This is a genomic window from Micromonospora sp. NPDC093243 (assembly GCF_044753725.1).
GTDB lineage: Bacteria > Actinomycetota > Actinomycetes > Mycobacteriales > Micromonosporaceae > Micromonospora.
In genome coordinates this window covers 224,664-247,765 of sequence record NZ_JBIVNT010000010.1, presented here as the reverse complement: position 1 = coordinate 247,765, position 23,102 = coordinate 224,664, and the positions used below count along the sequence as shown (strand labels likewise).

Sequence of the window (23,102 nt, the reverse complement as noted above, 5' to 3'; positions counted from 1 at the left end):
CGTGACCAGACCGGCACCCCTCGCCGGCGCCGGCCGGGTGGCCGGAGCGGCCGCGCTCATCGCCGTACTCACCGTGGTCAGCCGGCTCGCCGGCTTCGGCCGCACGGCCGTGTTCACCTGGACGCTGGCGGGCACCGACCTCGGCGGCACCTACGTGGTGGCGAACAACCTGCCGAACTTCATCTTCGAGATCGTCGCCGGTGGCGCGCTCGCCAGCCTCGTCGTACCGCTGCTGGCCGGCGCCGTCGAGGCGGGGGACCGGCGGGCCGTCGCCGCCACCACCGGAGCGCTGCTGACCTGGACGCTCAGCCTGCTCGTGCCGCTCGCCCTCGCGCTGGCCCTGCTCGCCCATCCACTGATCGGCCTGCTCGGCCCCGGCCTCAGCCCGGAGCAGCAGCAGGCCGGGGCCCGGATGCTGCTGCTGTTCGCCCCCCAGCTGCCGCTCTACGGCGTCGGCATCGTGCTCACCGGGGTGCTCCAGGCGCACCGGCGGTTCGCCTGGCCGGTGATCGCCCCGCTGCTGTCCAGCATCACCGTGATCGCGGTCTACCTCGGCTTCACGGCGTGGCAGGGCCGGCTGGCCACGGTCGGCTCGGTGAACCCCGGCGGCGAGGTGCTGCTCGCCGGCGGCACCACCCTCGGCGTGGTGGTGCTGTCGCTGTCCCTGCTGATCCCGCTGCGCCGGCTCGGGCTGCGGCTGCGGCCCGGCTACCGGTTCCCGACCGACGCGCGGGCGCGGGTCGGCGCGCTCGCGGTCGCCGGTGTGGTGACCGTCACCGCGCAGCAGATCGCCCTGATCGTGACCCTCAACCAGGTGACGTACGGGTCGAGAGCCAACCCGGGCGTCTACAACATCGCGCAGACCATCTACTTCCTGCCCTGGGCGGTGCTGGCCGTGCCGCTCGCCGTGGCCGCGTATCCGACCCTGGTAGCGGCGCGGGCGACCGGCGACGAGCGCACCTACCGGAACACCCTCGCCCCGGCCGTACGCGGGGTGGTGCTCTTCAGCCTGCTCGGCGCGGCGGCGCTGGTCGGCACCGCGGGGCCGGTCGGGCACGTGTTCTTCGCCGACGACCCGCAGGTCGCCGCGACCGCCGCCGCGGCGGTCGCCGGCTTCGCCCCCGGCCTGCTCGGCTACGGCCTGTTCGCCATCCTCACCCGAGCCCTCTACGCCCGGGGCGAGACCCGCTCGGCGACCGTCGCCACCGCCGTCGGCTGGCTGGCCGTGCCCCTGCTCGCGCTCCTGCTCGGGCAGCTGCTGCCGCTGGCCGATCGGGTGCTGGCGGTGGCCCTGGCCACCTCCGGGGGGATGCTGCTGCTCGGCGGCCTGCTCATCGCCGCGGTGCTGCGCAGCGCCGGGCGTGCCGCGCTGCTCGGCGTCGGCCGAGCCGGGGCCGCCGGCATGCTCGCCGCCGCGGTCGCGGGGCTCGCCGGGGCGGGCACCGCACGCGCGCTCGCGAGCCTCGGCGACGGGACCCCGACCGCACCGTGGGCGCTCGCGCAGGGCATGCTGTCCGGTGTCGTGGTCGGTGCCCTGTTCCTCACCGTCGCCTGGCTGACCGACGCGCGGGACGTCCGACCGCTGCTCGCGGCCGTGACCCGCCGGCTCGGCCGCCGACGGCCACCGGCCGACCCGCAAGACGACCAGCGCCCCGGAAAGCGCGGTGACGGGAAGGAGACCGTTTCCTCATGACGGACGCCTCGTCGGCGCCGCGGTGGCCCGGCTCAGTGGCCCTGGTACTCGCCTCCAGCACCGGCGGGGTGGGGCAGCACGTCCGCTCCGTGGCCCGCGGGCTCACCGCGGCCGGCGCCACCGTCGTGGTCTGCGGGCCGGCAGCCACCGAGGAGCAGTTCGACTTCACCGCGGTCGGCGCGCGGTTCGAGCCGGTCGAGATCCCGGCCAGCCCCACGCCGGCCGACGCCCGCGCGGTCGCCGCGCTGCGCCGCGCGCTGGACAGCACCAAGGTGGACGTGGTGCACGCGCACGGGCTGCGGGCCGGCCTGGTCGCCGTACTCGCCCGACCGGCGGCACCACTCGTGGTCACCTGGCACAACGCGGTGCTCGCCGGCGGGCTGCGTGGCGCCCTGTCCCGGCTGGCGGAGCGGGTCGTCGCCCGCGGCGCCCGGGTCGCGCTCGGCGCCTCCGCCGACCTGGTCGACCGGGCCGCCGCCCTCGGCGCCACCGACGCCCGGCTGGCCCCGGTGGCCGCGCCGACCCTGCCCGCCCCGCGCCGCCGCCGCGCCGCCGTACGCGCCGAGTTCGGGGTGGACGCCGCGCGGCCACTGATCGTCTCGGTCGGCCGGCTGCACCCGCAGAAGCGCTACGACCTGCTGATCGACGCGGCCGCCCGGTGGCGTACCCGAACTCCGGCGCCCGTCGTGGTGATCGCCGGCAGCGGCCCGGCGTACCTGCCGCTGGCCGCCCGGATCTCCGCCGCCCGGGCGCCGGTGACCCTGCTCGGGCACCGCACCGACGTGGCGGAGCTGCTCACCGGCGCCGACCTCGCCGTGGTCACCAGCGACTGGGAGGCCCGCCAGCTCTTCGCCCAGGAGGCGCTGCGCGCCGGCGTACCGCTGGTGGCGACCTCGGTCGGCGGCCTGCCGGGCCTGGTCGGCGACGCCGCGGTGCTGGTGCCCCCCGGCGACGTGGACGCGCTCGACGCCGCCGTACGCGAACTCCTCGACGACCCTGAGCGCCGGGCGGCGCTGAGCCGGCTGGGCGCGCAGCGGGCGGCGACCTGGCCCACCGAGGCGGACACCGTCGCCGCGCTGAGCGCGCTCTACGCCGAGTTGGCCGCGCAGCGCAGCGGCCCGACCGCCCCGGACGCGGGCGCCCCGTCGACGGGACACCGGTGATGCTGCGCCGACTGGTCCCCGCCCTGCTCACCCTGATGGTGGTGGCGCTCGGCATCGCGGCGCTGGGCGCCCGGCCCGAGCACGGCGCGCCGCAGCGCACCGCCGACTTCGTCGTCCTCGCCGGGGTCGCCGGGCTGCGCTGGGAGGACGTGGACCCGCAGACCACCCCGACGCTGTGGCGGATGGCCGAGCGGGGTTCGATCGGTTCGCTGTCGGTGCGCTCCGCGCACCGGCCCACCTGCCCGGTGGACGGCTGGCTGACCGTGGGCGCCGGCAGCTTCGCGGCCTGGAACGGCAGCCGGCAGGCCGGCGGCTGCCCACCCGCCGCGGTGACGGTGGAGCAGCCGGACGGCATCGGGGCGAACCTGCCCGAGCAGGAGGGCGTGGTCCAGTACAACCAGGAGCAGTTGCCCTGGGGCGCCATGCCCGGGTCACTGGCCGAGTCGGTGCGTTGCTCGGTGGCGGTCGGCCCCGGCGCCGCCGTCGCCGCCGCCCGCCCGTTCGGCCGGGTGGACCGCTACGCCTCGGCGCTGCCCGCCGACCCGGCCGGGCTGCTCGGCTCCTGCGTGCTCAGCATCGTCGACCTGGGCACGGTCGACGGCGTTTCGAAGACGGACCGGGCCGCGGCGGCCCGGGCGGCCGACGCGCAGCTGGCCCGGGTGCTCGCCGCCCGACCGCCGCGCTCGCTGGTGCTGGTGGCCGGGATCTCCGACACCGAGCAGCCGGCCCGGCTGCACGTGGCGGTCGCCGACGGCCCGGGCTGGGAGAAGGGCTGGCTGACCTCGGCCAGCACCGGCCGCGACGGTTACCTGCAACTGGTCGACCTGGCGCCGACGGCGCTCGCCGCGCTGGGCCGCCCGATGCCCGACCGGCTCTTCCTCGGCCGCCCCGCGCTCGCCGTGGACGGCCGCCCCGCCGACCTGGCCGCCGCGATCGCTCAGCCGGCTGACGCCGACCGGGAGGCCGCCGCCCGGCGGAGCATCGTCGGCTGGTTCTTCACCCTGCTCGCCGCCGCCCAGATGCTGCTCGCCGTGGCCGTGCTGCCGCTGCTGCGCCGGGCCCGCCGGCATGCCGGCCCGTACGGGCCGAAGCCGGTCGCCCGGCGGGTGGTGGCGAGCGTGGAGCTGCTGCTCGTCGCCGCCGCGCTGGCCGTGCCGGCGGCGCTGCTCGCCGACGTGGTGCCCTGGTGGCGGACGGACCGGCCCGGCTGGGCCTTCGCCGGGGTGACCGCCCTGCTGGTGATCGCCGGCACCGCCGCGGTCCGGTTCGCCCCCGGGCACGCCAGCACCCTCGGGCCGCTCGGCGCGGTCGCCGGCCTGACCACGCTCACCATCGGCCTGGACGTGCTGACCGGGGCCCGGTTGCAGCTCAACGGGGTGGTCGGCTACTCCGCGCTGGAGGGCGGCCGGTACGCCGGGCTGGGCACCGTCGGGCTCGGGGTGTTCCTGGCCGGCGCGCTGCTGAGCGCGGGCTGGCTGGCCCAGCGGATGCAGCGGGGCTGGCGTCCGGCGGTCATGGTCGCCGTCGGCGGCGTCGCCGTGGTGATCGTGGGCAGCCCCTACCTGGGGGCGGACCCGATCGGCGCGATAGCGCTGACCGCCGGGCTGAGCGTCGCGGCGGCGATCAGCGCCGGCGGATGGCTGACGGTCAGCCGACTGGCCTGGGCGGCGATGGCGGCGCTCGCGGTCACCATCGGCTTCGCGGTGCTCGACGTGCGCCGCCCGGCCGCGGAGCGGGGCAGCCTGGGCCGGTTCCTGGCCTCGATCGGCGACGGCACCGGCGGGCTCACCGTGCACCGCTCCAGCACGGCCAACTTCGACACCCTGGTCGACAGCCCGCTGACCGTGCTGGCCCTGGCCGGCGCGCTGCTGGTCTGGTTCGCGCTGCTGCAACCGTGGGGCGGGCTGATGCGGCTGTTCGGCATCTACCCGGCGATCCGGGCCGCGATGGCCGGCACCGCGGTCGCGGCGGTGATCGGCGGCGTCCTGAGCGGCTCGGCGCTGGACGTGGCCGGCGCCGCCGGCGCGCTGGTGGTGCCGATGGCCGCGCTGGCCTCGCTGCGGGTGCTCGACCACTCGACCGACCGGACCCTGCCCGGCGCCGGCCGCCCGTCCGCCGACGGCTCGGGCGTGGCCGGCGACGAAGGGCTCGGCGGCAGCGGTGAGGGCGGCTGCGGCGGCGGCACGGACGACGGCCCGGCCGGCGGCGGCGGTCCGTCGGGCGGCTCGGCCCCGGTGACGCCGCCGGACGACCCGGGCGCTGTGGCGCCGGACACGCAGACACCGGCCACCCGGGCGCCGGACACCGGGCCAGGGGCGCCGGAGGCGGATCGCGGCACCCCGGCCCCCCGTCAGGCCGATCGCTCGTCGCGCCAGGTCACGACGCCCTGACGGGGCGTCGTCAACCACCCGGCTCGGGGGCGTGACCTCGGTGCGGGATGCGAGTCACCCCCGGTGAGGTGTTACCGTGGAATCCCGTGGATCGCGTGATCACTTTGCTGATCGGCTCGGCGTTCTGCACGACCGCTACGGACGACACGGGAGCAGGCCTTGGCCCCTTCAGCACGGACGACCAGGCACATTTTCGTCACCGGGGGCGTGGCCTCCTCGCTGGGTAAGGGCCTCACCGCCTCCAGCCTCGGCAATCTGCTCACCGCGCGGGGTCTCCGCGTGGTCATGCAGAAGCTCGACCCGTACCTGAACGTCGACCCGGGGACGATGAACCCGTTCCAGCACGGCGAGGTCTTCGTCACCGAGGACGGCGCCGAGACCGACCTCGACGTCGGGCACTACGAGCGGTTCCTGGACCGGGCGCTCTCCGGCAAGGCGAACGTCACCACCGGGCAGATCTACTCCGACGTGATCGCCAAGGAGCGGCGCGGCGAGTACCTCGGCGACACGGTCCAGGTCATCCCGCACATCACCAACGAGATCAAGGCCCGGATCCTCGGCATGGCCGACCCGGACGCCGACGGCCAGGTGCCGGACGTGGTGATCACCGAGGTCGGCGGCACGGTCGGCGACATCGAGTCGCTGCCGTTCCTGGAGGCGATCCGGCAGGTTCGCCACGACCTGGGTCGGGACAACTGCTTCTACCTGCACGTCTCGCTGGTGCCCTACCTGGCGCCCTCCGGGGAGCTGAAGACCAAGCCGACCCAGCACTCGGTGGCGCAGCTGCGCAGCATCGGTATCCAGCCGGACGCCATCGTCTGCCGCTCCGACCGGGAGATCCCGGAGAAGCTCAAGCACAAGCTCTCGCTCTACTGCGACGTGGACGCCGAGGCGGTGGTGGCCGCCCCGGACGCCCCGAGCATCTACGACATCCCCAAGGTGCTGCACCGCGAAGGGCTGGACGCGTACGTGGTGCGCCGGCTCGGCCTCTCCTTCCGGGACGTGGACTGGGGCAGCTGGGACGACCTGCTGGACCGGGTGCACCAGCCGCGGCACACGGTGACCGTCGCGGTGGTCGGCAAGTACGTCGACCTGCCCGACGCGTACCTGTCGGTCAGCGAGGCGATCCGGGCGGCCGGGTTCGGTCACCGGGCCCGGGTGAAGCTGCGCTGGGTGCCCAGCGACGAGTGCGTCACCCCGGCCGGCGCGGCGGCCGCCCTGGCCGGCGTCGACGGCATCCTGATCCCGGGCGGCTTCGGGGTGCGCGGCATCGAGGGCAAGATCGGCACCGCGCGGTACGCCCGCGAGAACGGCGTCCCGCTGCTCGGCCTCTGCCTCGGCCTGCAGTGCATGACCATCGAGGTGGCCCGGCACCTGGCCGGCCTGGACGGGGCGAACTCGCTGGAGTTCGACGAGGAGGCCCGGCACCCGGTCATCGCCACCATGGCCGACCAGGAGGACATCGTCGCCGGCAAGGGCGACCTGGGCGGCACCATGCGCCTCGGGGCCTACCCGGCGAAACTCGCCGAGGGCTCGCTGGTCGCCGAGGCGTACGGCAGCACCGAGGTCAGCGAGCGGCACCGGCACCGCTACGAGGTCAACAACGCCTACCGGGACGCGCTGACCAAGGCCGGGCTGCACATCTCCGGCACCTCGCCGGACGGGCGGCTGGTCGAGTTCGTCGAGCTGGACCGGAGCCTGCACCCGTTCTACGTGGCCACCCAGGCGCACCCGGAGCTGAAGAGCCGGCCCACCCGGCCGCACCCGCTCTTCGCCTCCTTCGTCAAGGCCGCGCTCGCCTACTCGCAGGCCGACCAGCTCCCGGTCGACCTGGACGCGCCGGATGCCGAGCAGGCGGCCCGCAACGGCGCCGCGGCCAGGGCGGCGTCCGCGTCGTGAGCGCCGTCGAGCACCGTTACGAGGTCCGGTCCCGGCAGCAGCGCTGGTCCGGCCGGATCTTCGACGTGGTGACCGAGGAGGTGAGCATGCCGGGCGGCGGGACGGGGCTGCGCGACATCGTCCGGCACGTCGGCGCGGTGGCGGTGGTGGCGCTGGACGACGCGGGTCAGGTGGTCCTGATCCGTCAGTACCGCCACCCGGTGGGGCGGCACCTCTGGGAGCTGCCCGCCGGGCTGATGGACGTCTCCGGCGAGGACCTGGCCGCCGCGGCGGCGCGCGAGCTGGCCGAGGAGGCGGACCTGACCGCGAAGCAGATGGACGTGCTGGTCGACCTGCACAGCTCACCGGGCTTCACCGACGAGCTGGTCCGGGTCTTCCTGGCCCGCGACCTGCACGACGTGCCGGCCGAGCAGCGCCACGAGCGCCGCGACGAGGAGGCCGACCTGCAGGTGGTTCGGATCGGCCTGGACGAGGCGGTCGCCATGGTGCTGGCCGGCGAGATCACCAACGCCTCCTGCGTGGCCGGGCTGCTCGCCGCCGCCCGGGCCCGGGACACCGGCTGGTCGGTGCTGCGCCGGGCGGACGCGCCGCTGCCGCGCTGAGCCGCAGCGGCGTCGAGGAGGCGCGGACCGGGCTGTCGCCGCCACGGCGGCGACCGGAGGACGACGAGAAGGGGCCGTGCGGCACGCCGCACGGCCCCTTCGGTGTTGCCAGGTCAGTCGCGCAGCGGGCGGCCCTGCCCGTCGACGCCGCCGTTCACCAGGATGAGAATGCCGTCGATGAAGCCCCAGAGGCCGCCGATGCCGCAGGTCACCACGGTCACGACGAGCTGCAGCACGCCGATCTTGGTGTGGCCCATGTAGAACCGGCCGACGCCGAACGAGCCGAGCACGATGCCGAGGATGCCCGCGACGACCTTGCTCTTGTCGGAAACGCCCTGGGGGTAGCCGGGCTGGTAAGGAGGAGTGGTCATGAGGCGACACCATATAGATCCACTGGCGTCCTGTCCGCAGCGGCACCCCGTGAGTGGGACGATAATGGACGAATACTGTCCTGACGGCTGAGGCGCCCTCCACCGCAGGCCCGGGCTCACGCCTGACACTCCGTCAGGGCGTGCCGGCACCGGATGCCACTGTGCTGGCCCTCCCGGGCCGGCGGCGCGCCTAGACTGCCGCCGGCGGGACCGGTGGACCGCGTCGGCAAAGGGGCCGCCGCGCACCGAGCAGTCGGGGGAGCGCAGCCCCCTGAGAGAGGTGTCTGCATCGTGAAGGTCGGAATCCCCCGCGAGGTCAAGAACCACGAGTACCGCGTGGCGATCACGCCGGCGGGCGTCAACGAGTTCACCCGCAGCGGTCACCAGGTCTTCGTCGAGTCCGGCGCCGGGGTCGGGTCCAGCATCACCGACGACGACTTCGCCGCCGCCGGCGCGAAGATCCTGCCCACCGCCGACGAGGTCTGGGACGTCGCGGAGCTGGTGCTCAAGGTCAAGGAGCCGGTGGCCGAGGAGTACCACCGGATGCGCGAGGGGCAGGTGCTCTTCACCTACCTGCACCTGGCCGCGTCCAAGGAGTGCACCGACGCGCTGGTCGACCGCAAGGTCACCGGCATCGCCTACGAGACCGTCGAGCTGCCCGACCGCTCGTTGCCGCTGCTCGCCCCGATGTCCGAGGTGGCCGGCCGGCTCGCCCCGCAGGTGGGCGCGCACCACATGCAGCGCCAGGGCGGCGGGCGCGGCATCCTGATGGGCGGCGTCTCCGGCGTCTACGCGGCCAAGACCGTGGTCATCGGCGCCGGTGTCTCCGGCATGAACGCCGCCGCCATCGCGCTCGGCCTGCAGGCCGAGGTGCTGCTGCTGGACAAGAACGTCGGGCGGCTGCGCCAGGCCGACGCCATCTACCGCGGCCACCTGCAGACGGTCGCCTCCAACGCGTACGAGATCGAGCGGGCCGTGCTCGACGCGGACCTGGTCATCGGCGCGGTGCTGGTGCCCGGCGCGAAGGCCCCGACGCTGATCTCCAACGAGCTGGTCTCCCGGATGAAGCCGGGCAGCGTGCTGGTGGACATCTCCATCGACCAGGGCGGCTGCTTCGAGGACTCGCGCCCCACCACTCACGCCGACCCGACCTACCAGGTGCACAACTCGATCTTCTACTGCGTGGCGAACATGCCCGGCGCGGTGCCGCACACCAGCACCTACGCGCTGACCAACGTCACCCTGCCGTACGCCCTGGAGCTGGCCAACCACGGCTGGCGCGAGGCGCTGCGCCGCGACCCGGCGCTGGCGCTGGGTCTGAACACCCACGCCGGGCAGGTCACCTACGGCCCCGTCGCCGAGGCGCACGGCATGGGTGTGCTCCCGCTGGCCGACGTGCTGGCCTGAGAGGCGGCGGGCTGACCGGAACGACGGACGGGGCCGGCGAGGGCGTGCAGCCTGCGCCGGCCCTGCGTCGTGCCGTGCGCGGCTACCTCGACCACCTGACCGTGGAGCGGGGCCTCTCCGCGAACACCCTCGCCTCGTACCGCCGGGACCTGGACCGCTATCTCACGACCCTGGCCGACGCGGGCGTCACCGACCTCGCGTCGGTCGGCGCCGGCGTCGTCGAGTCGCACCTGGCCCGGCTGCGCGCCGGCGACGGCGAACACCCGCCGCTGGCCGTCTCCTCGGCCGCCCGGGCCGCCAGCGCGGTCCGCGGCCTGCACCGCTTCGCCCTGCGCGAGGGACTGGCCGGCGCCGACCCGAGCCGGGACGTCCGCCCGCCGACCCCGCCGCGCCGGCTGCCCCGGGCCCTGCCGCTCGACGACGTGGTCCGGTTGGTGGAGACGGCCGGCCCGATCACCGCGACCGGCGAGTCGGCGCCGCTCGCGCTGCGCGACCGGGCGCTGCTGGAGTTCCTGTACGGCACCGGAGCGCGGATCTCCGAAGCGGTCGGCGCCGCGGTGGACGATGTGGACCTGGCCGAGGGGACCGTGTTGCTGCACGGCAAGGGCGGGCGCACCCGCCTGGTCCCGATCGGCGGGTACGCGGTCGAGGCGCTGCGCGCCTACCTGGTCCGGGCCCGGCCCTCGCTGGCCGCCGCCGGCCGGGGCACGCCCGCGGTCTTCCTCAACGCCCGCGGCGGCGCGCTCTCCCGGCAGGGCGCCTGGACGATCCTGCGCCGTGCCGCCCAGCGCGCCGGCCTGCCGGTCGAGGGCCCGGCGGCGGTCTCCCCGCACACACTGCGCCACTCCTACGCCACCCACCTGCTCGACGGCGGCGCGGACGTGCGGGTGGTGCAGGAGCTGCTCGGGCACGCCTCGGTGACCACCACCCAGGTCTACACGCTGGTCACCGTCGAGCGGCTGCGCGAGGTGTACGCCACCGCGCACCCCCGCGCCCTGGGCTGATCCGGCGCTGTCGTCGCCGGATCCGGGCGGTGGCCCACACCGGTGCGGGCGGCGCCGTCGGCTGATCCGGTGGGCGTCGCCCGACACGCCGAGCGGCTAGCGAACGGCCTGCTGGTCGGTGGCGTACAGTCGGCATCGGCGCGGACCTCCTGGGGTGTTCAACCGGGGTGCGCAGCGGCGCCGCGAAGGACGTCGGACGGCTCCGACGCCGGGTGGTCGTCGGGAGGGGGCAACGAGGACATGGCTGGCAACGGTGACCGTGCCGAGACCTGGACGTCGGAGCTCCGCGAGCAGCAGGCCACGCTCGGCGCGGACCTGGGCCCGGCCGATCCGGCCGCCTACACGATGCGCAAGCCCATCCCCGAGCCGATGCCGACCGATCGGCACGGGCCGGCGCGGATCATCGCGATGGCGAACCAGAAGGGTGGGGTCGGCAAGACCACCACCACGATCAACCTGGGCGCCGCGCTCGCCGAATACGGCCGCAAGGTGCTGCTGGTCGACTTCGATCCGCAGGGCGCGCTCTCGGTCGGGCTGGGGGTCAACCCGCACAACCTCGACCTGTCGGTCTACAACCTGCTGATGCAGGACGACGTCACCGCCGAGGACGTCCTGATCAAGACCGACGTGGCCGGGCTGCACCTGCTGCCGGCCAACATCGACCTCTCCGCCGCCGAGATCCAGCTGGTCAACGAGGTCGCCCGGGAGATGGCCCTGGCCCGGGTGCTGCGCTCGGTGCGCAAGGAGTACGACTACATCCTGATCGACTGCCAGCCGTCGCTGGGCCTGCTGGCCATCAACGCGCTGACCGTCGCGCACGGCGTGCTCATCCCGCTGGAGTGCGAGTTCTTCAGCCTGCGCGGTGTGGCGCTGCTGCTGGACACCATCGACAAGGTCCGCGAGCGGCTCAACTTCGACCTGGAGCTCGAGGGCATCCTCGCCACCATGTACGACAGCCGCACCACCCACTGCCGGCAGGTGCTCCAGCGGGTGGTGGAGGCGTTCGGCGACAAGGTCTACCAGACCGTGATCACCAAGACGGTCAAGTTCCCCGAGTCCACCGTCGCCGGTGCCCCGATCACCACGCTCGATCCGGCTTCGTCCGGCGCCCGCAACTACCGCCAGCTGGCCCGCGAGGTGATCGCCGCGCAGGCCGAGCGGTAGGCCCGGGTGCCCCGTCGCGCCCGCCGTCGCGGCCCGTCGACTACGGTCGTGCGGTGACCGCCCCACCCCTCGACCCGCCCGCCGCGCCCGAGCAGCCGCTCCCCGCGCGCGCCACCAGCCCGGCCGGGACCGGTGCGACGGCGGACGCGGGGGCCGACGGGAACGGGACCGACGCCCAGGAGCAGGCCGGCGAACCCGCCGAGGCCCCGCAGGACGGCGCCGGTTTCACCGTCCGGCTGGCGAACTTCACCGGCCCGTTCGACCTGCTGCTGCAGCTGATCGGCAAGCACAAGCTGGACGTCACCGAGGTGGCGCTGCACCGGGTCACCGACGAGTTCATCGCCTACATCCGGGCCATGGGCGACCAGTGGGACCTGGACGAGGCGAGCGAGTTCCTGCTCATCGCCGCCACCCTGCTGGATCTGAAGGCGGCCCGGCTGCTGCCCGCCGCCGAGGTCGAGGACGAGGAGGACCTCGCCCTGCTGGAGGCGCGGGACCTGCTCTTCGCCCGGCTGTTGCAGTACAAGGCGTACAAGGAGGCCGCCGCGCACATCGCCGAGTTGGAGGCGGTCGGCGGCCGGCGCTACCCCCGGGCGGTCACCCTGGAACCCCGCTACGCCGAGGCGCTGCCCGACCTGGTCCTCGGCATCGGCCCGCAGCGGCTGCTCAAACTCGCGATCAAGGCGCTGACCCCGAAGCCGGTGCCCGAGGTCTCCATCGCCCACGTGCACATGGTCCGGGTCAGCGTCCGGGAACACGCCGCGATCATCACCGAGCGGCTGCGCCGGGCCGGCACCGCGACCTTTTCGCTGCTCTGCGCCGACTGCGAGGCCACCCTCGAGGTGGTGGCCCGCTTCCTGGCGCTGCTGGAGCTCTACCGGGAAGGCCTGGTCGCCTTCGTGCAGGAGCAGGCGCTGGACGAGCTGACCGTGCGCTGGACCGGCCCCGCCGACGGCGGCACCGCCCTGCACATCGACGAGTACGCCGGCACCCCGGCCGAACCCGACGCCGAGCCGGCAACCCCCGGGACGCAGCCGGACGATGCCGCCGCGGATTCGGGCAGCACCGGGCCCGAGGTGGCGGCAACCCCGGAGGCGGGGACGAGCGAGGAGTGACCGCGATGAGCAACGAGGAGCGCCCCGACTCCCTGGCCGACCAGGCCGCCGCCTGGGTGCCACCCTGGGAGCGCCCTGCCTCGCCGCCGATCGACGCCCCCGCAGATCTTGATACCGAACGGTCCCTGGAGGGGCCGGAATCCGCCAAGATCTCGGAGGACGCCGACCCCGAGGCGACGGACGTCGGCGCGACGCCGGGGGAGCCCGGGGGAGAGCGGCCCGAGGCGGAGCCGGCTGCCGGGCCGGAGCCTGAGGCGGAGCCGCATGCCGGACCGCGGCCCGAGGCGGAGCCGGTCGCGACCGAGCAGGCCGAGGTGGGGCAGGTCACGTCCGAGCAGGTCGCGTTCGAGCAGGTCGCGTCCGAGCCGGCCGCGGCCGAGCAGGCGGAGACGGGCCGAGCCGGCAACACCCCGGCCGTACCGGTCCGACAGGGGACCGGTCGGCGGCGGGCGGCACCGCTGCCGGAGCCCGCGCCGGTGCTCGACGACGCCAAGCTGCGCGGGGCGCTGGAGGCGATCCTGCTGGTGGTGGACGAGCCGGTCAGCGAGCTGACCCTGGCCCAGGTGCTGGAGCAGCAGCCCGAGCGGGTCGGCGCGATGCTGGACGACATCTCTGCCGGCTACACCGCCGCCAGGCACGGCTTCGAGCTGCGCCGGGCCGCCGGTGGCTGGCGTCTCTACACCCGGCCGGAATACGCCAGCTATGTCGAGCGCTTCGTCTTGGAGGGGCAGTCGGTCCGGCTGACCCAGGCCGCGCTCGAGACCCTCGCGGTGGTCGCCTACAAGCAGCCGGTCACCCGGTCGCGGATCTCCGCGATCCGGGGCGTCAACTGCGACGGGGTGATCCGTACCCTGGTCACTCGCGGACTGGTGGAAGAGTGCGGCACCGAAGCGGAGAGCGGCGCGTTCCTCTACCGGACCACCACCCTGTTCTTGGAGAAGCTGGGGTTGAACACGGTCGACGAGCTACCGCCGCTCGCGCCGTTCCTCCCCGACGATGTGGAAGAGCTGACCGATGCGACGCGATGACCGCACCCCCCGACCCGACGCCCCCGCTCCCGACGGGGCCGAGCGCCTGCAGAAGGTGCTCGCCGCCGCCGGCGTCGGCTCCCGGCGTGCCTGCGAGGACCTGATCTTCCGGCGGCGGGTGACCGTGGACGGGCGGGTCGCGCAGCTCGGCGACAAGGTCGACCCGGCCACGGCGGTGATCCACGTCGACGGTGAGCGGCTGGTCGCGGACACCACCCTGGTGTACCTGGCGATGAACAAGCCGCGCGGTGTGGTGTCGACCATGGCCGACGAGAAGGGCCGCACGGCCCTGGCCGACTTCATCGGCAACCGGGTCGAGCAGCGGGTCTACCACGTCGGTCGACTCGACGCGGACAGCGAGGGCCTGCTGCTGCTCACCAACGACGGCAACCTGGCGCACCGACTGATGCACCCCTCCTACGGGATGCCCAAGACGTACCTCTGTGAGGTTGCCGGTCCGATTCCCCGTAACCTCGGCAAGCGGCTCATGGCCGGCGTCGAGCTGGAGGACGGCCCGGTGAGCGTCGACGCGTTCAAGGTGGTGGACACGCTGGGACGGACCGCCCAGGTGGAGCTGACCCTGCACGAGGGGCGCAAACACATCGTCCGGCGACTGCTGGCCGAGGTCGGCCACCCGGTCTCCCGGCTGATCCGTACCTCGATCGGGCCGATCCGCCTCGGTGACCTGCGCGCCGGGCGGACCCGGCGGCTCACGAACGCCGAAGTCGCCGCCCTGTTCAAGGCGGTGGGTGACTGACCCCGTCGGACGGGGGTACGGCTGCCGGTAGGCTCGCAGCGGCCGAGCGACGGCCGCGCCGGTGGCGCGGGTCGCGCCCGGCGGCGTCGCGCGCGCCTCGCTGGGGGCGGCGGGCATCATTGACGAGGGACATCCGCTTGCGGCGCCGGAAGGCCGGCGATCCGTGAGGTACGGGCTGAGGAGGACGACGGTGGAGCAAAACGTACGGGCCGGGCGATGCGTGGTCGCTGTGGACGGGCCGTCCGGTTCGGGAAAGTCCACCGTCTCGCGGCGGCTCGCCGCCGGCATCGGTGCCCGCTACCTGGACACCGGGGCGATGTACCGGGCGATCACCTGGGCGGTGCTGCGCTCCGGGGTCGACCTGACCGACGCCGAGGCGGTGGCCAAGGTCGCCGGTGAGGTCGACCTGCGCATCGGCACCGACCCCCAGGGGTACGGGGTGACCGCCGACGGCGTCAGCGTGGACGCCGAGATCCGTGGGCCCGAGGTCACCGGATCGGTCTCCGCCGTGGCCGCGGTGCCCGCGGTGCGGGCGCTGCTGGTCGCCCGACAGCAGGAGATGATCCTCAACGCCGGCCGAATCGTGGTCGAGGGACGCGACATCGGTGCCGTGGTGGCGCCGGATGCTGACCTGAAGGTCTACCTGACCGCCTCCGAGCTGGCCCGGGCGGCCCGGCGCAGCGCCGAGGACGCCGCCGACGCGGCGGCCACCGCCGCCGACCTGGCCCGCCGGGACCGGCTCGACTCGACCCGTAAGGTCTCGCCGTTGCAGCAGGCCGCGGACGCGGTCGTGCTGGACACCACCGAGCTGGGCATCGACGAGGTCGTCCAGCAGCTGCGCGACCTGCTCACCGAACGGGGAGTGGCATGACCGAGCCTGGTGGTTGGGTCGAGTTGCGCGAACCCGACGTGGAAGTTGAGGAGCAGTCCGGCCCGCAGCCGGTGGTGGCCGTGGTCGGCCGACCCAACGTGGGCAAGTCGACGCTGGTCAACCGGATCATCGGCCGCCGGCAGGCGGTCGTCGAGGACGTCCCCGGGGTGACCCGGGACCGGGTGCCGTACGACGCGCAGTGGTCCGGCCGGGCGTTCACCGTGGTGGACACCGGCGGCTGGGAGCCGGACGCCAAGGACCGGGCGGCGGCGATCGCCGCGCAGGCCGAGGCGGCGGTGGTCACCGCAGACGTGGTGCTCTTCGTGGTCGACGCGGTGATCGGTTCGACCGATGTGGACGAGGCCGCGGTGAAGATGCTGCGGCGCAGCGCCAAGCCGGTCATCCTGGTGGCGAACAAGGCCGACAACACCGCGATCGAGATGGAGGCCACCTCCCTCTGGTCGCTCGGCCTGGGCGAGCCGCACCCGGTGTCGGCGCTGCACGGGCGCGGTTCGGGCGAGCTGCTCGACGCGATCCTGGACGCGCTGCCGGACGCGCCGCCGATCGTGGAGAACCGGCCGCGCGGGCCGCGCCGGGTGGCGCTGGTCGGCCGGCCGAACGTGGGCAAGTCCAGCCTGCTCAACCGGTTCTCCGGTGAGGAGCGGGCGGTCGTCGACTCGGTCGCCGGCACCACCGTCGACCCGGTCGACAGCCTGGTGCAGATCGGCGGGGAGACCTGGCACCTGGTGGACACCGCCGGGCTGCGCAAGCGGGTCGGCAAGGCCAGCGGCACCGAGTACTACGCCAGCCTGCGCACCGCCGCTGCGATCGAGGCGGCCGAGGTGGCGGTGGTGCTGCTCGACTCCAGCGAGCCGATCAGCGAGCAGGACCAGCGGATCCTGTCCATGGTGACCGAGGCCGGTCGGGCCCTGGTGATCGCCTTCAACAAGTGGGACATGGTCGACGCCGACCGTCGGTACTACCTGGACAAGGAGATCGACCGGGAGCTGCGCCGCATCCCCTGGGCGCTCCGGCTCAACCTGTCGGCGATGACCGGCCGGGCGGTGGACAAGCTGGCCCCGGCGCTGCGCAAGGCCCTCGCCAGCTGGGAGACCCGGGTACCGACCGCGCAGCTCAACCAGTGGCTGACCGCGCTGGTGCAGGCCACCCCGCACCCGGTGCGGGGCGGTCGGGCGCCGCGGATCCTCTTCGCCACCCAGGCCGGGGTGGCGCCGCCGCGCTTCGTGCTCTTCACCACCGGGCCGATCGACGCCGGCTACCAGCGCTTCGTCGAGCGCAAGCTGCGTGAGGAGTTCGGCTTCGAGGGCAGCCCGATCGAGATTTCGGTACGCCCGCGCAAGAAGCTCGGCCCCGGCGGCCGGGGCAAGGCACACGGCTGATCGATCCAGAAGGGCCGGGTGGGGAGTCTTCTCCCACCCGGCCCTTCTGCATTCCCATTCACCCCACCCTCCTAGGATGCTTTAGAGGTGGTGAGGTGGGTCGCGCTCGGCCTGGTACGGCGCCACGCCGGTTGGCGGGACGAGTGGGGCCTGTGCGGACGAGGGGGAGGTGCTGCGCTAAGCTGTACCGGCTGTCGCGGGGAGATCGCGCGGGAGCATCGGGACGTGGCGCAGCTTGGTAGCGCACTTGACTGGGGGTCAAGGGGTCGTCGGTTCGAATCCGGCCGTCCCGACAGACAAAGAGCCCTGACCAGCGGAAACGCTGGTCAGGGCTTAAGTTCGTCTATGGGGCTTTGAACCCCCCGGGCCCCCGCAGCCTCGCCGACATGTGAGAAACCACAGGAGCGCGCACGCGCTCGGGGCCCTCGCCCCACGCCGCCTACATGGCCTCCGGAACGTAGCAAGCACATCAAGCGGATCTGCCGAATTGGGTGCGGTCAGTGTTGTCGGGTCTCCCAGACCGGCTGCTGGGGCTCGTCGTTGTGCACGACGATATCGGCGTGATCGGTCGGGTGGACCGTAGCGAAGTAGAACTGCTGGGAGGGGATGTAACGCTCGCGCCAGCGCCGTTCGACATCGGCCCGAGATACCACCTGGCGCTCTCGGATCACGGCACGGTCCACGGTCTTCTCGAGCGCAGTCGACACGAAGATGCGCAGATCCCACCGATCAATCAGTTCCGGGCGCATGAGGAAGACGCCGTCGAAGACCAGCACGGCGTCGGCGGGGGCAGTCGTGACCGGCGGGGACAGCGCAGTATCCGTGGTGCGGTCGTAGACCGCGTGTTGGAAGTGCCGATCTCCGCCCGGGCCGAGCGGATCGAGCAGAACCCGGTTCAGCGACTCGTAGTCGTGGGCGTCGAAGTAGCAGCCTTTGGCCGAGTACTCGCCGCGCGGATAGCGCTGCGCCCGGGGGAAGAGGAAGTCGTCGATCGTCGCGCGGATGACGTCGCGGCCCTGTTTCCGCAGGACGACGGCCAGCTCGTCGGCGAGCGTGGTCTTGCCTGCGGCGGGCGGTCCGTCGATGGCAACCCGCGTCGGGTGTGTGACTGTGACGGACCCGACTGCCTCAGCCAGGCGGCCGAGCACCTCGTCGCGAATGCCTTGGTCCATGTCCTGCCCCTCGGCGAACAGCCGCCGGTCTCATGCGGCGAACTCGATGACCAGCCGGGCCAGTTCGGACGGCTGATCCTCCGACACGAAGGTATACGAATCGGCGACCGTGACCAGTCGGGCGTCGGGCAGGGTTGCCGCGAGTCGTTCGAAGAGCCGGGCAGGGAAGATCCGATCGTCCTGCGCGCGGACCAACAGCACCGGCTTGTTGAATCCGATCAGCGTCTGGGCGGCGGCCAGCGTGTACCTGTTGTGCACACCGACGATGAACCGCCTGGCGTCCCTGCGAATCTGCCGGCTGTCGTAGCTTGGCCGCAGGTAGGAGTCCATGATCTCTGCGGGGATGCCGCGCTTGGCCAGCCAGCCGAACGCAGACGGCCGGCGCTGCACCGTTGGCAGCCGGAGCAGTCGGCTGGCCAGCCAGACCGCACCGGGCAGCCGGACCAACTCGGGTAGCGAGGTGAACGGCTCGGGCAGGAAGTCCTCGAATGCGTCGCACGGGGTGAGCACAGCACGGCCGAGCCGCTCGGGATGGTTGGCCATCAGGATCTGGGTGAGTGCGCCGCCGGTGTCGTTGGCGACCACGGTGACGTCAGTCAGGTCAAGTGCGTCGAGGAACTCCGCGATCAGCGTGGCGACCCCGGAGGGCGTCAGGTCAGCGTCGGCCGGCATGGGCACCCGATGTGCGCCGAGCGGCCAATCCGGCGCGATGCAGCGAAAGCCCGCGTCCGCGATGGCCGGCGCGACTTTGCGCCAGAGGTTGGCGTTGACCAGCAGACCATGCACGAACACGACGGGCGGGCCGGAGCCGCGCTCGGCGTAGGCGACCCGGCCGCTGGGCAGGGCCACGGTCTTGCCGTTGCCAAGAGCTGTGTCGAGCATGCCGACCTCCCCGGGAATCGACGTCACCTGGGGGCGAACCTCATAGGGGCATCTTCGAGGCAGCGTAGTTCGTTCAGTGCCGCCTGCCGGCCTGTGTCGACAGCTGCGCGAAGCAGGTGTGGGCGTCGCTCGGTACGGCCGATCTTCGCGCTGCCGATCGGTGGACGGATCTGCAAGGTCGCTGGATGCGACGCCAGGAGCTGCTCTTCCTCGGCTCTGATGGCTTCGCGGCGCAGCCACGTTTCGGTGGCTCCCGGTGCGCGTCGGGCGAACCATCGCGACATCACCAGGCGTTCGGCGCGGGACGGAGCTGACGCAACCTCGTCCGTGCGTCGAGTACGCAGCGCAACGATATGGGTGGCCTTCTGAGCGAGTGCTGTCCGTACCGGGACCGCCTCGCTCAGCCCGGCGTCAACGAACGGTCGCCCGTCGATCTCGATCGGTTCGCCTGCGAGAAGCGGCATCGCAGTCGACGCGCGCAGCGCGGCCTGCAAGCTGGATCGGTCACGGATCTGTCCGTGCAGATCAATGGCCTGGCCTGTGAGCGCGTCTGTGGCGATCGGGTGGAATTCAACAGCGCTTTCCAGGATTTCCTGGAACCCCATCGGCAAGATCTCGGTGTAGACGGTGTGGACCAGGAAACGAGTGTCCACTATCGGCAGCCGGCGCAATGCGCGCCTTGGGTTGATGGTCGTCCGCATGATGATCGGATCCCACCAGGCGTGCTTGCTGCTTGCCGCGCGACCACACAGCAGCCACGCTGCGTTCAGCGCTCCCGCGGAGCTGCCATAGACGGCGTCGAACAGTGGTAGCAGCCCGAGTTGTTCGACGGCGATTGTCATGCCGCTCGAGTAGGCGCCACGGGAGCTGCCGCCTTCGACCAGTAGTACCAAGCGCGCGTCGTCGCTGCGTTGTCCGGGAATGCTTGCTTGTCGCATGCGGTCACGTAGCAGCTGAAGGACAGTGGCGGTCACCGTTGCACCCTTTTCTTGTTGATGCCGATTTGGGGTGTCGCCATCCTGCCCGCCTGGGGGACGCAGATGCGAATACCTGGCAGGTACTCGTTTCGAAGCGCGCCGCCCGGCTATCGTGACGTCTCGTGACAGCTGCGGACGTTGGACCCCTGATCCGCCGGCAACGGGGACTGGCTCGGCGCAGCCAGATGGACCTGGCGTACGAGATCGGCATCTCACCTCGCCACCTGAGCTTCGTCGAACTGGGCAAGTCGAAGCCGAGTGTCGGCTTGCTGATGAAGATCGCCGAGCATCTGGATCTGCCGCTGCGGGAGCGCAACGACTGGCTGCTGGCGGCCGGATACGCTCCCCGCTATCCGGAGACGCCGCTCACCGGGCCGGCGCTTTCCCGCATCCGGGCCTCGGTGCAAGCGCTCCTGGACACGCACGACCCGTTCCCCGGCCTTGCAATCGACCGGCAGTGGAATGTACAGCTCAGCAACCGCGCTGCGCGCCGACTGGTTGCCGGCATCCCTGAGGACGCGCGGGGTGTGCCGACCAACATTTTCCGTACGGCTCTGCACCCTGCCGGGCTCGCCGGCCGTACCCGAAATTTCCCGCAGTGGTCCGCCTACCTGCTGCGCCGGCTCGATCGGGCCGTCGTGCGGACCCAAGACCCCCGGCTTGCCGCCCTCGCCGACGAGATCGCGACCTGGCCCGCCATCCCGGAACGCCACACCTGGGGCCACCTTTCCTCAGACGAAGCGGACGACCCGGTCCTCCCATGGCGGCTGTCGCTCGGCGGTGAGGAACTATCGATGTTCAGCCTCCTGAGCACATTCGGGACCCCGATGGACGTCACCCTGTCGGACCTGTCAATCGAGCTGTTCTTCCCTGCCGACGAGCAAACCGAGACCATCCTGCGCCGCCACCCTTAGGTCGACTTCGACGCGAACGCCCACGAGCCTGCGCTCCACAATCGAGTAGCGGCCCGACCACCCGGGTAACCCCTGACTGACCGGGGGGCGAAGTCGTCTTCAGGCGGCTCTGACTACACCCGATCTCGGCGTGCGGGGCCGCCGTAAAGACTGACACGGTTGTCGACATCGCGGTCCGGTTCGCCGCTCAGAAACCGGTCATGTGCAACATCGCCGTTGCTGACATGGATCACCCAGTCCTCGTAGTACCAGCTGGGATCGCACGCGCAGTCGGTGAACCGGAACCGGAAGTTGGCTCTGTACCGGCCGACCTGCCCGTGCGTGAGGGTGAACAGCCGGGTCTTCACTCCCGTGCGGGGAAACGCAGCCCTGCCGGGCAGGCGCTCGACGGTTAGCGCCGAGCCGTCGAGGGTGAGCCCTAGAGTGAGGCTGCGGGCGATGCTCACGCCGCCGCTCAGTACGTCGGCGCGTCGTGCGTAGCTGGCGGCCTCGTCAGCTAGGACGTCATGGACCACAACATCGCCTGCTGGCAGCGGCGCAGGAAGTGTCAACGGGCGGTTGAGTCCTCGACGGGCGTCGGCCTGTGGCGCGCCGCGCCCGGCCGCGCTCCATCGCACGCGCACCCGCTGGATGACGATCACCCGCAAACCATGGCTCACGGGCTGCACGCCGCGCCAGCCGGTATTTCCTTCTGCCGCTCCGGGCGGACTGGCCTTCATTGCCGCTGGTTGGTACAGCTCCGGGGCGACGGAGCGCTTCAGTAGACCGAGCGGTCACGCCTCGGACCCGGGATTGCCGGGCGTCTCCCGCCCGATCGGCGAGGCGGATTCCTCGAGCGGCCGCTGTCGGCTTCGTAACGCGTCGAGCAGTGCGACAAGGGCCAGCACTCCGGCCACCACGCTCAGTCCGACCATCGGCGACCACTGGGCCAACGCCGCCGTGATCAGCAGCAGGACCACCAAGCCGATCATCCGTGACCCGGAGAGCCGGCCGAAGATCTCGTACTCCAGCCGCACCAGGGCGACGAGGAAGAGCGCCGGACCGCCCACCACGAACAGAAGCCACGTCGGCCGCGGCGGCCCGAACGGATGGGCGATCACCAGCTCGTAGCCAACGGCGGTGACGAGCACGCTGAACACGATCAACGCATGCGTCCGACCCGACGCCGTACCCAACCGACCGGGCATACGCGCCCGACCCAACGCCTCGTGCAGCAACCGACCGGCGCGGTGAAAGTAGATCCGCCACAGCAGCGCGCTGGTGGTGAACGCGACCGTGAAGGCGGCGGCGCGCTGCGCGGAGTAGTCCGCACCGCTGAAGACGACGCCGATGACCAAGATCGTCTCACCGAGCGCGATGAGGAAAATCTGCTGGTGACGTTCGCCCAGATGCTCCCCGGCGATTCGCCACTGACCGATCGCCGCGGCCCCGAGCCGCGGCAGCGGCCAGCCCAGAGCCCAGGCGAGGTAGTCCACGGCAAGCGCGGCAGCCCACAGCGGCAGGCGAAGGTGGTCGGGGCCCAACGCGCCGACCAGCCAGATCGGCGCGGAAACCGCTGCCCATGCGGCGAGGCGAAACGGTACCAGCCGTCGTGGATGGCCACGCAGCGCGGCAGCGACCACCAGCGGCCGCACGACCATCACCATCAGGTACGCGACCGTGAACGGCAACGCCCGTTCCTCCATGGCGCGCGGCAGCGTCACCGCCATCACCAGGGCGGCGAACATGGTGCCGACCACGACCGCCTGAATGATCGACCGCTCGGGCTCGTAGCGACTGGTGATCCAGGTGGTGTGCGACCAGATCAACCAGAGCGCCAGGAACAGCAGCAGGGTGCGACCGAGCCCGGCAACGAGCGTCCAGCCGGTGTCGCTGCCGAGGTCGGCGAACCGTTGCGAGACGCGGGTGAGGGCGACAACGAAGGCCAGGTCGAAGAAGAGCTCCAGGAATGTGGCGCGTCCAGAAGTCGTCGTAGAGCGCAGCAGCTCGGCACCGCGTCCCGCCACCATCGTCCGCCCCCGTCCGCCCCTGTGGCAGCAACGAGTCGGCTGCCGACAGGGTTGCGTCGACCACGTCTGCCACGGACCCCGCCGCACCCGACCGGCGGGAGCCGCGCGTGGTTTCCGGTACTCCGCGATCAACACGCGGACGGTCCCGCGGGACTCACGGTCGAGGAACTGCAGCGCCCGTGAGCCCCGCGTCGGTGGGGCCGAGAAGCAGCCGCTGGCCGGCGCCACTTCAGCGCGCCTCGTCCCGCCACGAACCGCGACCGGTCGAGCGGTACTCGGCTCGC

General features: G+C 72.6%; 20 protein-coding genes and 1 tRNA gene. 15 read left to right on the top strand and 6 right to left on the bottom strand.

What is annotated here, in order from left to right:
* The first annotated feature begins 1 nt into the window (after position 1).
* The 5 genes from murJ (at position 2) to ACIP9D_RS29525 (ending at position 7,747) form a co-directional block, all read left to right on the top strand.
* On the top strand, positions 2–1,693 hold the full coding sequence (gene murJ, locus ACIP9D_RS29545) for a lipid II flippase MurJ (protein ID WP_350874773.1): 1,692 nt from the start codon (positions 2–4) through the stop codon (positions 1,691–1,693).
* Complete coding sequence (locus ACIP9D_RS29540) at positions 1,690–2,856, top strand: glycosyltransferase family 4 protein (RefSeq protein WP_350874536.1); 1,167 nt, start codon at positions 1,690–1,692, stop codon at positions 2,854–2,856. Before murJ ends, ACIP9D_RS29540 begins: the two co-directional genes overlap by 4 nt.
* Positions 2,856–5,246 carry a hypothetical protein gene (locus ACIP9D_RS29535; protein WP_350874537.1) on the top strand — a complete coding sequence of 797 codons (2,391 nt, stop codon included), beginning with the start codon at positions 2,856–2,858 and terminating at the stop codon, positions 5,244–5,246. Before ACIP9D_RS29540 ends, ACIP9D_RS29535 begins: the two co-directional genes overlap by 1 nt.
* Before the next feature lie 159 nt (positions 5,247–5,405).
* On the top strand, positions 5,406–7,145 hold the full coding sequence (locus tag ACIP9D_RS29530; RefSeq protein ID WP_350874538.1) for a CTP synthase: 1,740 nt from the start codon (positions 5,406–5,408) through the stop codon (positions 7,143–7,145).
* Positions 7,142–7,747 (top strand): NUDIX hydrolase, encoded by a 606-nt coding sequence (locus ACIP9D_RS29525; protein ID WP_350874539.1) that lies wholly within the window; start codon positions 7,142–7,144, stop codon positions 7,745–7,747. The genes ACIP9D_RS29530 and ACIP9D_RS29525 overlap by 4 nt, the downstream gene beginning before the upstream one ends.
* Before the next feature lie 113 nt (positions 7,748–7,860).
* Here ACIP9D_RS29525 and ACIP9D_RS29520 read toward each other — a convergent pair whose 3' ends face one another.
* Positions 7,861–8,238: a TM2 domain-containing protein gene (locus ACIP9D_RS29520; RefSeq protein WP_396702150.1), complete on the bottom strand. Its 378-nt coding sequence runs from the start codon at positions 8,236–8,238 to the stop codon at positions 7,861–7,863.
* 171 nt (positions 8,239–8,409) lie between these two features.
* Between ACIP9D_RS29520 and ald the strand changes: the two genes are divergently transcribed.
* From ald to ACIP9D_RS29475, 9 genes are all read left to right on the top strand, one after another.
* Positions 8,410–9,525: an alanine dehydrogenase gene (ald, locus tag ACIP9D_RS29515; RefSeq protein ID WP_350874540.1), complete on the top strand. Its 1,116-nt coding sequence runs from the start codon at positions 8,410–8,412 to the stop codon at positions 9,523–9,525.
* A gap of 11 nt (positions 9,526–9,536) precedes the next feature.
* Positions 9,537–10,529 (top strand): site-specific tyrosine recombinase XerD, encoded by a 993-nt coding sequence (locus ACIP9D_RS29510; RefSeq protein WP_400451307.1) that lies wholly within the window; start codon positions 9,537–9,539, stop codon positions 10,527–10,529.
* A gap of 240 nt (positions 10,530–10,769) precedes the next feature.
* Complete coding sequence (locus ACIP9D_RS29505) at positions 10,770–11,693, top strand: ParA family protein (RefSeq protein WP_121397670.1); 924 nt, start codon at positions 10,770–10,772, stop codon at positions 11,691–11,693.
* A gap of 53 nt (positions 11,694–11,746) precedes the next feature.
* Positions 11,747–12,808: a ScpA family protein gene (locus ACIP9D_RS29500; RefSeq protein WP_350874542.1), complete on the top strand. Its 1,062-nt coding sequence runs from the start codon at positions 11,747–11,749 to the stop codon at positions 12,806–12,808.
* A 5-nt stretch (positions 12,809–12,813) separates the two neighbouring features.
* A complete protein-coding gene (scpB, locus tag ACIP9D_RS29495; protein ID WP_350874543.1) occupies positions 12,814–13,836 on the top strand; it encodes an SMC-Scp complex subunit ScpB in 1,023 nt (340 codons plus the stop codon).
* Positions 13,823–14,593 (top strand): pseudouridine synthase, encoded by a 771-nt coding sequence (locus ACIP9D_RS29490; protein ID WP_350874544.1) that lies wholly within the window; start codon positions 13,823–13,825, stop codon positions 14,591–14,593. The genes scpB and ACIP9D_RS29490 overlap by 14 nt, the downstream gene beginning before the upstream one ends.
* Positions 14,594–14,783: 190 nt before the next feature.
* Positions 14,784–15,464: a (d)CMP kinase gene (cmk, locus tag ACIP9D_RS29485; RefSeq protein WP_350874545.1), complete on the top strand. Its 681-nt coding sequence runs from the start codon at positions 14,784–14,786 to the stop codon at positions 15,462–15,464.
* Positions 15,461–16,864: a ribosome biogenesis GTPase Der gene (der, locus tag ACIP9D_RS29480; protein ID WP_350874546.1), complete on the top strand. Its 1,404-nt coding sequence runs from the start codon at positions 15,461–15,463 to the stop codon at positions 16,862–16,864. Before cmk ends, der begins: the two co-directional genes overlap by 4 nt.
* A 219-nt stretch (positions 16,865–17,083) precedes the next feature.
* Positions 17,084–17,157 (top strand) — tRNA-Pro (locus tag ACIP9D_RS29475).
* Positions 17,158–17,361: 204 nt separating this feature from the next.
* Here ACIP9D_RS29475 and ACIP9D_RS29470 read toward each other — a convergent pair.
* The 3 genes from ACIP9D_RS29470 to ACIP9D_RS29460 are packed head-to-tail and all read right to left on the bottom strand — an operon-like array spanning position 17,362 to position 19,892.
* Positions 17,362–18,036, bottom strand: coding sequence for a cytidylate kinase family protein (locus ACIP9D_RS29470; protein ID WP_350874547.1), 675 nt, complete (start codon positions 18,034–18,036; stop codon positions 17,362–17,364).
* Positions 18,037–18,066: 30 nt separating this feature from the next.
* A complete protein-coding gene (locus tag ACIP9D_RS29465) occupies positions 18,067–18,885 on the bottom strand; it encodes an alpha/beta hydrolase (protein ID WP_350874548.1) in 819 nt (272 codons plus the stop codon).
* 56 nt (positions 18,886–18,941) lie between these two features.
* Positions 18,942–19,892, bottom strand: coding sequence for a patatin family protein (locus ACIP9D_RS29460; RefSeq protein WP_350874549.1), 951 nt, complete (start codon positions 19,890–19,892; stop codon positions 18,942–18,944).
* A 125-nt stretch (positions 19,893–20,017) separates the two neighbouring features.
* On the opposite strand from ACIP9D_RS29460, the gene ACIP9D_RS29455 reads away from it, so the two are divergent.
* Complete coding sequence (locus tag ACIP9D_RS29455; RefSeq protein WP_350874550.1) at positions 20,018–20,809, top strand: helix-turn-helix domain-containing protein; 792 nt, start codon at positions 20,018–20,020, stop codon at positions 20,807–20,809.
* A 113-nt stretch (positions 20,810–20,922) separates the two neighbouring features.
* On the opposite strand, the gene ACIP9D_RS29450 is transcribed toward ACIP9D_RS29455, so the two are convergent.
* Together ACIP9D_RS29450 and ACIP9D_RS29445 are read right to left on the bottom strand one after the other, a co-directional pair.
* A complete protein-coding gene (locus ACIP9D_RS29450) occupies positions 20,923–21,450 on the bottom strand; it encodes a hypothetical protein (protein ID WP_350874551.1) in 528 nt (175 codons plus the stop codon).
* 132 nt (positions 21,451–21,582) lie between these two features.
* Positions 21,583–23,046, bottom strand: a complete 1,464-nt coding sequence (locus tag ACIP9D_RS29445; RefSeq protein WP_400451296.1) for a low temperature requirement protein A — start codon at positions 23,044–23,046, stop codon at positions 21,583–21,585.
* Between the last annotated feature and the right edge of the window lie 56 nt (positions 23,047–23,102).

Coding starts and splice junctions, on each gene's coding strand:
- scpB (WP_350874543.1), top strand. CDS start 12,814: ATGAGCAACGAGGAGCGCCCCGACTCCCTGGCCGACCAGGCCGCCGCC.
- ACIP9D_RS29470 (WP_350874547.1), bottom strand. CDS start 18,036: ATGGACCAAGGCATTCGCGACGAGGTGCTCGGCCGCCTGGCTGAGGCA.
- ACIP9D_RS29490 (WP_350874544.1), top strand. CDS start 13,823: ATGCGACGCGATGACCGCACCCCCCGACCCGACGCCCCCGCTCCCGAC.
- der (WP_350874546.1), top strand. CDS start 15,461: ATGACCGAGCCTGGTGGTTGGGTCGAGTTGCGCGAACCCGACGTGGAA.
- ACIP9D_RS29535 (WP_350874537.1), top strand. CDS start 2,856: ATGCTGCGCCGACTGGTCCCCGCCCTGCTCACCCTGATGGTGGTGGCG.
- ACIP9D_RS29505 (WP_121397670.1), top strand. CDS start 10,770: ATGGCTGGCAACGGTGACCGTGCCGAGACCTGGACGTCGGAGCTCCGC.
- ACIP9D_RS29540 (WP_350874536.1), top strand. CDS start 1,690: ATGACGGACGCCTCGTCGGCGCCGCGGTGGCCCGGCTCAGTGGCCCTG.